This window comes from Streptomyces sp. NPDC001770 (genome assembly GCF_053596135.1).
Window position 1 is genome coordinate 416,088 of sequence record NZ_JBSFFN010000001.1, and the last position, 11,639, is coordinate 427,726.

The 11,639-nt window shown below is 67.4% G+C and carries 7 protein-coding genes; 6 read left to right on the forward strand and 1 reads right to left on the reverse strand.

Going from position 1 to position 11,639, the window contains the following annotated elements:
* Positions 1–47 precede the first annotated feature (47 nt).
* Positions 48–3,947 (forward strand): DNA-directed RNA polymerase subunit beta', encoded by a 3,900-nt coding sequence (locus ACWCSV_RS01835; protein WP_390959991.1) that lies wholly within the window; start codon positions 48–50, stop codon positions 3,945–3,947.
* Between the two features lie 212 nt (positions 3,948–4,159).
* Positions 4,160–5,449: a N,N-dimethylformamidase beta subunit family domain-containing protein gene (locus ACWCSV_RS01840; RefSeq protein ID WP_451137884.1), complete on the forward strand. Its 1,290-nt coding sequence runs from the start codon at positions 4,160–4,162 to the stop codon at positions 5,447–5,449.
* Between the two features lie 54 nt (positions 5,450–5,503).
* On the opposite strand, the gene ACWCSV_RS01845 is transcribed toward ACWCSV_RS01840, so the two are convergent.
* Positions 5,504–6,697, reverse strand: a complete 1,194-nt coding sequence (locus ACWCSV_RS01845) for a phage baseplate protein (RefSeq protein WP_451137885.1) — start codon at positions 6,695–6,697, stop codon at positions 5,504–5,506.
* A gap of 572 nt (positions 6,698–7,269) precedes the next feature.
* Between ACWCSV_RS01845 and rpsL the strand changes: the two genes are divergently transcribed.
* From rpsL to tuf, 4 genes are all read left to right on the forward strand, one after another.
* Positions 7,270–7,641 carry a 30S ribosomal protein S12 gene (gene rpsL, locus ACWCSV_RS01850; RefSeq protein ID WP_003948652.1) on the forward strand — a complete coding sequence of 124 codons (372 nt, stop codon included), beginning with the start codon at positions 7,270–7,272 and terminating at the stop codon, positions 7,639–7,641.
* A gap of 2 nt (positions 7,642–7,643) precedes the next feature.
* Positions 7,644–8,114, forward strand: coding sequence for a 30S ribosomal protein S7 (rpsG, locus tag ACWCSV_RS01855; protein WP_219611728.1), 471 nt, complete (start codon positions 7,644–7,646; stop codon positions 8,112–8,114).
* A gap of 39 nt (positions 8,115–8,153) precedes the next feature.
* Positions 8,154–10,280 carry an elongation factor G gene (fusA, locus tag ACWCSV_RS01860; RefSeq protein ID WP_451137886.1) on the forward strand — a complete coding sequence of 709 codons (2,127 nt, stop codon included), beginning with the start codon at positions 8,154–8,156 and terminating at the stop codon, positions 10,278–10,280.
* Positions 10,281–10,441: 161 nt separating this feature from the next.
* On the forward strand, positions 10,442–11,635 hold the full coding sequence (gene tuf / locus ACWCSV_RS01865; RefSeq protein ID WP_327176205.1) for an elongation factor Tu: 1,194 nt from the start codon (positions 10,442–10,444) through the stop codon (positions 11,633–11,635).
* The last annotated feature ends 4 nt before the right edge of the window (positions 11,636–11,639 follow it).

Sequence of the window (11,639 nt, forward strand, 5' to 3'; positions counted from 1 at the left end):
GCTTCACGGCGAGGGGCTCGAACCCCCGAAAGAGGGATTGACGACAAGTGCTCGACGTCAACTTCTTCGACGAGCTGCGGATCGGCCTTGCCACCGCGGACGACATCCGGACCTGGTCCCACGGCGAAGTGAAGAAGCCGGAGACCATCAACTACCGCACGCTCAAGCCCGAAAAGGACGGACTCTTCTGCGAGAAGATCTTCGGTCCGACCCGGGACTGGGAGTGCTACTGCGGCAAGTACAAGCGTGTCCGCTTCAAGGGCATCATCTGTGAGCGCTGTGGCGTCGAGGTCACGCGCGCCAAGGTGCGCCGTGAGCGCATGGGCCACATCGAGCTTGCCGCTCCCGTCACCCACATCTGGTACTTCAAGGGCGTCCCGTCGCGCCTCGGATACCTGCTGGACCTCGCGCCGAAGGACCTCGAGAAGGTCATCTACTTCGCCGCGTACATGATCACGTTCGTCGACGAGGAGCGCCGCACCCGCGACCTCCCGTCGCTGGAGGCCCACGTCTCCGTCGAGCGCCAGCAGGTCGAGAACCGTCGCGACTCCGACCTGGAGAACCGCGCCAAGAAGCTCGAGACCGACCTGGCCGAGCTCGAGGCCGAGGGTGCCAAGGCCGACGTGCGCCGCAAGGTGCGCGAAGGTGCCGAGCGTGAGATGAAGCAGCTGCGCGACCGTGCGCAGCGCGAGATCGACCGTCTCGACGAGGTGTGGAGCCGCTTCAAGAACCTCAAGGTCCAGGACCTCGAGGGCGACGAGCTGCTCTACCGCGAGCTGCGTGACCGCTTCGGCACGTACTTCGACGGCTGCATGGGCGCCGCTGCGCTGCAGAAGCGCCTGGAGTCCTTCGACCTCGACGAGGAGGCCGAGCGCCTCCGCGAGATCATCCGTTCCGGCAAGGGCCAGAAGAAGACCCGTGCGCTCAAGCGCCTCAAGGTCGTCTCCGCGTTCCTGCAGACCAGCAACAAGCCCAAGGGCATGGTGCTCGACTGCGTGCCGGTCATCCCGCCGGACCTGCGTCCGATGGTGCAGCTGGACGGTGGCCGCTTCGCGACCTCCGACCTGAACGACCTGTACCGCCGCGTGATCAACCGCAACAACCGCCTGAAGCGCCTTCTCGACCTCGGTGCCCCCGAGATCATCGTGAACAACGAGAAGCGCATGCTGCAGGAGGCCGTCGACGCGCTGTTCGACAACGGCCGTCGTGGCCGCCCGGTCACGGGCCCCGGCAACCGTCCGCTGAAGTCCCTGAGCGACATGCTCAAGGGCAAGCAGGGTCGATTCCGTCAGAACCTCCTCGGCAAGCGCGTGGACTACTCCGCGCGTTCCGTGATCGTCGTCGGCCCGCAGCTCAAGCTGCACCAGTGCGGTCTGCCGAAGGCCATGGCGCTGGAGCTCTTCAAGCCGTTCGTGATGAAGCGCCTGGTGGACCTGAACCACGCGCAGAACATCAAGTCGGCCAAGCGCATGGTCGAGCGTGGCCGCACCGTCGTGTACGACGTCCTCGAAGAGGTCATCGCCGAGCACCCGGTGCTGCTGAACCGTGCGCCCACCCTGCACCGCCTCGGCATCCAGGCCTTCGAGCCGCAGCTGGTCGAGGGCAAGGCCATCCAGATCCACCCGCTCGTCTGCACCGCGTTCAACGCGGACTTCGACGGTGACCAGATGGCCGTGCACCTGCCGCTCTCCGCGGAGGCGCAGGCCGAGGCCCGCATCCTGATGCTGTCCTCGAACAACATCCTGAAGCCGGCCGACGGTCGCCCCGTCACCATGCCGACCCAGGACATGGTGCTGGGCCTCTTCTTCCTCACCACGGACGAAGAGGGCCGCAACGTCAAGGGCACGGACCGCGCGTTCGGCTCCACGGCCGAGGCCACCATGGCCTTCGACGCCCGCGAGCTGTCTCTCCAGGCGAAGGTCGACATCCGCTTCCCGGTGGGCACCATCCCGCCGCGTGGCTGGGTGCCGCCGGTCGCCGAGGAGGGCGAGCCCGAGTACCAGCCGGGTGACACCTTCCGTCTGCGTACGAGCCTTGGCCGCGCGCTCTTCAACGAGCTGCTGCCCGAGGACTACCCGTTCGTCGACTACTCGGTGGGCAAGAAGCAGCTCTCCGAGATCGTCAACGACCTGGCCGAGCGTTACCCCAAGGTCATCGTGGCGGCGACGCTCGACAACCTGAAGGCGGCCGGCTTCCACTGGGCGACGCGTTCCGGCGTCACCGTGGCTGTCTCCGACATCGTCGTGCCCGAGGCCAAGAAGGCCATCGTGCGCGGCTACGAGGAGCAGGACGAGAAGGTCCAGAAGCAGTACGAGCGCGGTCTGATCACCAAGGACGAGCGCACGCAGGAGCTCATCGCGATCTGGACCAAGGCGACCAACGAGGTTGCCGAGGCGATGAACGCGAACTTCCCCAAGGTGAACCCCATCTTCATGATGGTTGACTCGGGTGCCCGAGGAAACATGATGCAGATGCGTCAGATCGCCGGTATGCGTGGTCTGGTGTCGAACGCCAAGAACGAGACGATCCCGCGTCCCATCAAGGCGTCGTTCCGTGAGGGCCTCACCGTCCTCGAGTACTTCATCTCCACGCACGGTGCCCGTAAGGGTCTGGCCGACACCGCGCTGCGTACCGCCGACTCGGGTTACCTGACCCGTCGTCTGGTGGACGTCTCGCAGGACGTGATCATCCGCGAGGAGGACTGTGGCACCGACCGCGGCCTCAAGCTGAAGATCGCGGTCAAGGGCGAGGACGGTGTCCTGCGCAAGACGGACGACGTCGAGACCTCGGTGTACGCCCGCATGCTGGCCGAGGACGTCGTCATCGACGGCAAGGTCATCGCGCCGGCCAACGTGGACCTCGGTGACGTGCTCATCGACGCCCTCGTGAACGCGGGTGTCGAGGAGGTCAAGACCCGTTCCGTCCTGACCTGTGAGTCCGCCGTCGGCACCTGTGCCTTCTGCTACGGACGCTCGCTCGCCACCGGCAAGCTGGTCGACATCGGTGAGGCGGTCGGCATCATCGCCGCCCAGTCCATCGGTGAGCCCGGTACCCAGCTGACGATGCGTACCTTCCACACCGGTGGTGTGGCCGGTGACGACATCACCCAGGGTCTGCCCCGTGTCGTCGAGCTCTTCGAAGCCCGTACGCCGAAGGGTGTCGCTCCGATCTCCGAGGCCGCAGGCCGCATCCGGATCGAAGAGACCGAGAAGACCAAGAAGATCATCGTCACGCCGGACGACGGAAGCGAGGAGACTCCCTTCCCGATCTCCAAGCGCGCCAAGGTGCTCGTCCGCGAGGGCGACCACGTGGAGGTCGGCCAGAAGCTGACCTTCGGTGCGACCAACCCGCACGACGTGCTGCGCATCCTCGGCCAGCGTGCGGTCCAGGTCCACCTGGTCGGCGAAGTCCAGAAGGTCTACAACTCGCAGGGCGTGTCGATCCACGACAAGCACATCGAGATCATCATCCGGCAGATGCTCCGCCGCGTGACGATCATCGAGTCCGGCGACGCGGAACTCCTGCCGGGCGAGCTCGTCGAGCGCTCGAAGTTCGAGACCGAGAACCGTCGTGTGGTCACCGAGGGCGGACACCCCGCCTCCGGCCGTCCGCAGCTGATGGGTATCACCAAGGCCTCGCTCGCCACCGAGTCGTGGCTGTCGGCGGCGTCCTTCCAGGAGACGACCAGGGTTCTGACCGACGCGGCGATCAACGCCAAGTCGGACTCCCTGATCGGCCTCAAGGAGAACGTCATCATCGGTAAGCTCATCCCGGCCGGTACGGGCCTCGCCCGCTACCGCAACATCCGGGTCGAGCCGACCGAGGAAGCCAAGGCCGCGATGTACTCGGCCGTCGGCTACGACGACATCGACTACTCGCCGTTCGGCACCGGCTCCGGCCAGGCCGTTCCGCTGGAGGACTACGACTACGGTCCGTACAACCAGTAAGCGAGTCGCTCCGTCGACCAACCGCAGGGCGGTCACCCCGTTGGGGGTGGCCGCCCTGCGGCGTTTCCGGTTCGTGATCACCCGGACCGCCGGTGCGGTCGAGCGGGCGTTCTACGATGAGTGATCAGCGACGGGACCGGGGGCCGTCGCTGCCGCAGCGGCCCCGGCGTACCGGACCGACCTTTCCGGTACGGCTCCGTGGAGGTCCTGAAATGCCGTACGTGTCGCGCCGGTCCCTGCTGCGCTTCCTCGGAGCGGCGACCGTGGCCGGAGGCGGCGTGACGGCCGCCGCGAGCCCCGCGTCCGCCGCCCGTCCGGGCCCGCGTACCGGGGACAACCCGGTGGTGCGGGAGAACCTGGCGACCGGTTCCGACGCCTGGTCGGTCGGCCACCGGGAGACCAGCGGGGTGACCGTCCGGAAGCCCGAGATCCAGGGGTACGCCTCCGCCACCTCGGTCGCGCCGGGGGCTTCGCTCGATTTCCACCTCGCGTCCCACCGGGACCAGGAGTGCACGGTCTCCGTCTACCGGGTGGGCCACTACAACGGAGCCGGGGCACGGCATCTCCTGACCGGGGAGCCGGTCGCGGTGGGCCCGCGCGACGCGCCGGCGGTCTCCCGCCGCACCGGAGCCGTCCCCTGCGACTGGCCCGTCTCCTGGAAGCTGGACGTCCCGTCCGGCTGGGTCTCCGGAATCTTCCTGGCGGTCTTCACCACGGAGGACGGGTTCCGCAGCTTTACCCCCTTCGTCGTCCGCGAGGAGTCCCGCGGCTCGGACGTCCTGATCGTGCTGCCGTTCACCGGCTACCAGGCGGACAACGCCTGGCCGCTGCCCCCCGGCCCGGTGTCCGGCGACGGGCCCCTCCAGGTGTCCTTTGACCGTCCCTACGCCGGACTGGGGCTGCCTGCCGCGCTCCCTCAGGACACCGCTCTCGCGCGCTGGGTGGAGGAGGCGGGGTACGACGTGACCTACGCGAGCGCCCTCGACCTGCACGAGGGGAGCGTCGATCCGGCCCGTTACACGGCCGTGGTGCTGTCGGGCCGGGAGGCGAACTGGTCGCGGGAGATGCGTGACGGCCTCGTCGCGGCGGTCGGGACCGGGACACGCCTGGCGCTTCTCGACGCGGACGGCGCCCCGGGGCGGGTACGTCTGGCCCCGGCGGCGGACGGCAGGCCCGCCCGGCTCCTCAGCCGGCGCCCCGTCGGCCTCGGTGCCGGTATCCGGCTGGCCCGGCGTACGGAGCCCGGTGCCGGCGCCTGGCCCTGGCAGGACGGGACGGACGCGAGCCACCCTGCCGGCGCCCGACACGGTGTACGGGTGGACGAGGACGGCCGGGGCCGCCTCGTCCTGCGCGCAGGGGCCGCGTCGGGCGGACCGGCCTGGGCCCTGGCGCTCGGTGAGCCCGAGCACCTGGACGCGGCGGTGGGCGGTGCCACGGGCCGGCTCTTCGACCGGATGGTGGGGGAGCGCCCCCGGAGGACCGCGACGACCGTGTCGGTCTGAGGGGCTGACCCCTGTCGCGGTCGGGGCCGGGCACCTCTCCGGGGGCGAACGGCCTCAGCAGCGCCAGAAGCTGTGGTCCCCGCCCACCCAGCCGGTCAGCGGGCGCTCGTCGTAGATGATGACGTCGCCGCTGGTGGTCACCTCGAACCGGACGGCCATGGTGTCCGTGGTGACCCCGGCGCCGGAGACGACCCCCACCAGCCGCTGGGTGCGGTCGGGTCGGGCCGGGACGGGGAGCCGGAACAGCACCTCCCCGTTGGTCCAGGGCTTCCCGTCGATGCGGGAGATCCCGAAGTGCAGGTGGACCTGGTCCCCGGACAGCCGGTACTGCGGCGGGTAGTTGTCGCTGTTGGGGACGTACACGGAGGTGTCGTAGGGGACCTTGACCCACGCGGGCGTGCCGGGGTGGGGGAAGCGGGCCGCGTAGAACGTGCGACCGCCCGGTACCCCGTCCGCGAAGCCGAAGGCCAGGGTCGCGGACGCGGTGTCCCCGGGGGCCGCCTGATAGACGCAGAGCCCCTCCGGCTCCCGGTCGGAGAGCGAACTGAGCGTGGTGATGTGCTGGTCGCCGACGACCTTCCCGGACCGCCAGTCCGTGCAGGTGATGTAGGTGTTGGCCTGCGCGCTGTCGCCGTAGAGCGTGTAGAGGTACCCGCCGAGGCTGGCGTATCCCTGGAGCGTCCGGTCGGACACCTGGCTGACGGTCCCGAGGGGTTCGAAGACCCCTTCCGCGGCCGCGTCGAGGTCGTAGCGGTCGACGAGGGCGACGGACGTGGCGGAGGAGACGTTGCTGTTCTGGCTCCGGAAGATCAGCTCCCGGGCGACCGGGTCGACGGTGGCCGACACCCGGTACACGCCGGTTCTCGGGTGGTGCAGGGCGACGGACTGCGGGTCGGACGCGTCGGCGACGCCCTCGGGCACGTATCTGACCCGGGCTATGGCCTGGGCCCAGAGGCTCTCCGAGACGAGCGCGTCGGTCCAGAGATAGATGCCGTCGTTCCGGCGGTCGACACCGATGTTCGCCCCGTGGCCGGCCCTCAGGAGGGTCATGGAGTCCAGCAGCGTGCCGTCGGCGTGCAGCCTGCTGACCAGCAGACGGGCCTGGTCGCCCTCGGTGACGTAGCGCTGGCACACGTACCAGAGCTGGTCCGTCGCTTCCCAGAACATTGACTGGGCCACGCTGCTGGGTGACCGGAGCGGGGCGGCGGAGAGCAGGACCGGGTTGACCGGGGCGGCGAGATTGATCACAGCGATTCCTCCGACGGTGCCGGCGTACGTGGAGGCCGACGGCCCCCGTGCCCGCCCCCGGGGGGACCGCGGCGGCTTCTCCGGTACCGGACACGGCGGACCGGTCCCCGCCGAGCCGCCGGGCCCCGCGTACGCCTGATGAGGGTGGTCTGCGGGCGGCCTCACCCTAAGGTCCGCCCGTGTTCCGCCGGCGCTCCGTCCACGCTCCGGCCGTTGCGGATCAACGGGGCCGTTGTACCCGGTACGTTCTCCGGAGAGGCCCGGGACCAGTCATCCGTACGTCACCGCGGTGGTGTCCCCGTCGGGGGACGGGTCGTCGCGCGTCCGGCCGCGCCCCATTTGTTTTGACCCAAGTCGATGAGGTAGGTACGCTCAAGCCTTGTGCCTGGGGTGTGCCTGGGCTCGGCATGCGTGTCCTCAGCCGCAGGCCGGGTCCGCGAAAGGGCCACCGCAATCTGCGCCTCATCCGTTGTTTTCCGGCAGGGGTCTGCAGTATTCGACACACCCGACCGCGTGGGTCGGCGATGTTCCAGGTTAGTTTCAACGAACGGCACACAGAAACCGGAGAAGTAGTGCCTACGATCCAGCAGCTGGTCCGGAAGGGCCGGCAGGACAAGGTCGAGAAGAACAAGACGCCCGCGCTCGAGGGTTCGCCCCAGCGCCGCGGCGTCTGCACGCGTGTGTTCACGACCACCCCGAAGAAGCCGAACTCGGCCCTCCGTAAGGTCGCGCGTGTGCGTCTGACCTCCGGCATCGAGGTCACGGCCTACATCCCGGGTGAGGGACACAACCTGCAGGAGCACTCCATCGTGCTCGTGCGTGGTGGCCGTGTGAAGGACCTGCCGGGTGTTCGTTACAAGATCATCCGCGGCTCCCTTGACACCCAGGGTGTCAAGAACCGCAAGCAGGCCCGCAGCCGCTACGGCGCCAAGAAGGAGAAGTAAGAATGCCTCGTAAGGGCCCCGCCCCGAAGCGCCCGGTCATCATCGACCCGGTCTACAGCTCTCCTCTTGTCACGTCGCTGATCAACAAGATCCTGCTCGACGGCAAGCGTTCCACCGCCGAGCGGATCGTGTACGGCGCCATGGAAGGCCTCCGCGAGAAGACCGGCAACGACCCGGTCATCACGCTGAAGCGCGCGCTTGAGAACGTCAAGCCCGCCCTCGAGGTCAAGTCCCGCCGTGTCGGTGGCGCCACCTACCAGGTGCCGATCGAGGTCAAGCCCGGTCGCGCGTCCACCCTCGCTCTGCGCTGGCTCGTCGGTTACTCCCGCGCCCGTCGTGAGAAGACCATGACCGAGCGCCTCATGAACGAGCTGCTCGACGCCTCCAACGGTCTCGGTGCGGCCGTGAAGAAGCGCGAGGACACCCACAAGATGGCCGAGTCCAACAAGGCCTTCGCGCACTACCGCTGGTAGTCGTTACCCACATCGAGACCGAGAGAAGACTGAAGCCTTATGGCTACCACTTCGCTTGACCTGGCCAAGGTCCGCAACATTGGGATCATGGCCCACATCGACGCGGGCAAGACGACCACCACTGAGCGGATCCTGTTCTACACCGGCGTTTCGTACAAGATCGGTGAAGTCCACGACGGCGCTGCCACGATGGACTGGATGGAGCAGGAGCAGGAGCGCGGCATCACGATCACGTCTGCCGCGACGACCTGCCACTGGCCCCTCGAGGATGTCGATCACACGATCAACATCATCGACACCCCGGGTCACGTGGACTTCACCGTCGAGGTGGAGCGTTCGCTCCGCGTCCTCGACGGCGCCGTGACGGTGTTCGACGGCGTTGCCGGCGTCGAGCCCCAGTCCGAGACCGTTTGGCGTCAGGCGGACCGCTACGGCGTCCCGCGCATCTGCTTCGTCAACAAGCTCGACCGGACCGGCGCGGAGTTCCTCCGCTGCGTCGACATGATCGTGGACCGCCTCGGCGCGACCCCGATCGTCATGCAGCTGCCGATCGGTGCAGAGGCCGACTTCCAGGGTGTTGTGGACCTCGTCCGCATGAAGGCCCTGGTCTGGTCCGCCGAAGCGTCCAAGGGCGAGATGTACGACGTCGTCGACATCCCGGCCGACCTCCAGGAGCTCGCGGACGAGTACCGCGGCAAGCTCGTGGAGACCGTCGCCGAGAACGACGACCAGATGATGGAGCTGTACCTCGAGGGCACCGAGCCCTCCGAGGAGCAGATCTACGCCGCTGTCCGTCGCATCACCATTGCCTCCGGCAAGGGTGGGGACACCACGGTCACCCCGGTGTTCTGTGGCACCGCGTTCAAGAACAAGGGTGTTCAGCCCCTGCTCGACGCGGTCGTCCGCTACCTCCCGTCGCCGCTGGACGTCGAGGGCATCGAGGGCCACGCGGTCTCCGACGCCGAGCAGGTCATCACCCGCAAGCCTTCGGAGGACGAGCCGCTCGCCGCGCTCGCCTTCAAGATCGCGAGCGACCCGCACCTCGGCAAGCTCACCTTCATCCGGGTTTACTCGGGTCGCCTGGAGGCCGGCACCGCGGTGCTGAACTCCGTCAAGGGCAAGAAGGAGCGCATCGGCAAGATCTACCGCATGCACGCGAACAAGCGTGAGGAGATCGACGCGGTGGGCGCCGGCGACATCGTCGCCGTCATGGGCCTGAAGCAGACCACCACCGGTGAGACGCTGTGTGACGACAAGAACCCGGTCATCCTGGAGTCCATGGACTTCCCGGCGCCGGTCATTCAGGTCGCCATCGAGCCCAAGTCCAAGGGTGACCAGGAGAAGCTGGGTGTTGCCATCCAGCGTCTCGCGGAGGAGGACCCCTCCTTCCAGGTTCACTCGGACGAGGAGACCGGCCAGACCATCATCGGTGGTATGGGCGAGCTCCACCTCGACGTCCTCGTCGACCGTATGCGTCGCGAGTTCAAGGTCGAGGCGAACGTCGGCAAGCCCCAGGTCGCGTACCGCGAGACGATCCGCAAGGCCGTCGAGCGTCTTGACTACACCCACAAGAAGCAGACCGGTGGTACCGGTCAGTTCGCCAAGGTGCAGATCGCGATCGAGCCGATCGAGGGCGGCGACGCCTCGTACGAGTTCGTGAACAAGGTCACCGGTGGCCGCATCCCCAAGGAGTACATCCCCTCGGTGGACGCGGGCGCGCAGGAGGCCATGCAGTTCGGCATCCTGGCCGGCTACGAGATGACTGGCGTCCGCGTCATTCTTCTCGACGGTGGCTACCACGAGGTCGACTCCTCCGAACTCGCGTTCAAGATCGCCGGTTCGCAGGCCTTCAAGGAGGCCGCGCGCAAGGCTTCTCCCGTCATTCTCGAGCCCATGATGGCCGTTGAGGTCACCACGCCCGAGGACTACATGGGTGAGGTCATCGGCGACATCAACTCTCGCCGTGGCCAGATCCAGGCCATGGAGGAGCGCCACGGTGCTCGCATCGTGAAGGGCCTCGTGCCCCTCTCGGAGATGTTCGGCTACGTCGGAGACCTCCGTAGCAAGACCTCGGGTCGCGCAAGCTACTCGATGCAGTTCGACTCCTACGCCGAGGTTCCGCGGAACGTCGCCGAGGAGATCATCGCGAAGGCCAAGGGCGAGTAACTCTCCCGAGCTCACGCTTTAGGCTTGTCACCGGAGCCTGGTGGGCATTCACCGTCGATGCGAAAGCTGAGGCGGTGGATGCCCCGGGTTCCGGCATCCCAGCAAAGATCACCTGGCGCCGATGAAGCAAGGCGTACAGAACCACTCCCCAGGAGGACCCAGTGGCGAAGGCGAAGTTCGAGCGGACTAAGCCCCACGTCAACATCGGCACCATCGGTCACATCGACCACGGTAAGACGACCCTCACGGCCGCCATTACCAAGGTGCTGCACGACGCGTACCCCGACCTGAACGAGGCCTCGGCCTTCGACCAGATCGACAAGGCTCCCGAGGAGCGCCAGCGCGGTATCACGATCTCGATCGCGCACGTCGAGTACCAGACGGAGTCGCGTCACTACGCGCACGTCGACTGCCCGGGTCACGCGGACTACATCAAGAACATGATCACGGGTGCCGCGCAGATGGACGGCGCCATCCTCGTGGTCGCCGCCACCGACGGCCCGATGCCGCAGACCAAGGAGCACGTGCTCCTGGCCCGCCAGGTCGGCGTTCCGTACATCGTCGTCGCCCTGAACAAGGCCGACATGGTGGACGACGAGGAGATCCTGGAGCTCGTCGAGCTCGAGGTCCGTGAGCTCCTCTCCGAGTACGAGTTCCCGGGCGACGACCTGCCGGTCGTCAAGGTCTCGGCGCTCAAGGCGCTCGAGGGCGACAAGGAGTGGGGCCAGTCGGTCCTGAACCTGATGGCCGCCGTCGACGAGTCGATCCCGCAGCCCGAGCGCGACGTCGACAAGCCGTTCCTGATGCCGATCGAGGACGTCTTCACGATCACCGGTCGTGGCACCGTCGTCACCGGCCGCATCGAGCGTGGTGTCCTGAAGGTCAACGAGACCGTTGACATCGTGGGCATCAAGCAGGAGAAGACCACCACCACGGTCACCGGCATCGAGATGTTCCGCAAGCTGCTCGACGAGGGCCAGGCCGGTGAGAACGTCGGTCTGCTCCTCCGTGGCATCAAGCGCGAGGATGTCGAGCGCGGCCAGGTCATCATCAAGCCCGGTTCGGTCACGCCGCACACCGAGTTCGAGGCCCAGTCCTACATCCTGTCGAAGGACGAGGGTGGCCGTCACACCCCGTTCTTCAACAACTACCGCCCGCAGTTCTACTTCCGTACCACGGACGTTACGGGCGTTGTGACCCTTCCCGAGGGCACCGAGATGGTCATGCCGGGCGACAACACCGTCATGAACGTCGTGCTGATCCAGCCGGTCGCCATGGAAGAGGGCCTGAAGTTCGCCATCCGTGAGGGTGGCCGGACCGTGGGCGCCGGCCAGGTCACCAAGATCCTCAAGTAATTAC

Coding starts and splice junctions, on each gene's coding strand:
- fusA (WP_451137886.1), top strand. CDS start 8,154: ATGGCTACCACTTCGCTTGACCTGGCCAAGGTCCGCAACATTGGGATC.
- rpsG (WP_219611728.1), top strand. CDS start 7,644: ATGCCTCGTAAGGGCCCCGCCCCGAAGCGCCCGGTCATCATCGACCCG.
- ACWCSV_RS01840 (WP_451137884.1), top strand. CDS start 4,160: ATGCCGTACGTGTCGCGCCGGTCCCTGCTGCGCTTCCTCGGAGCGGCG.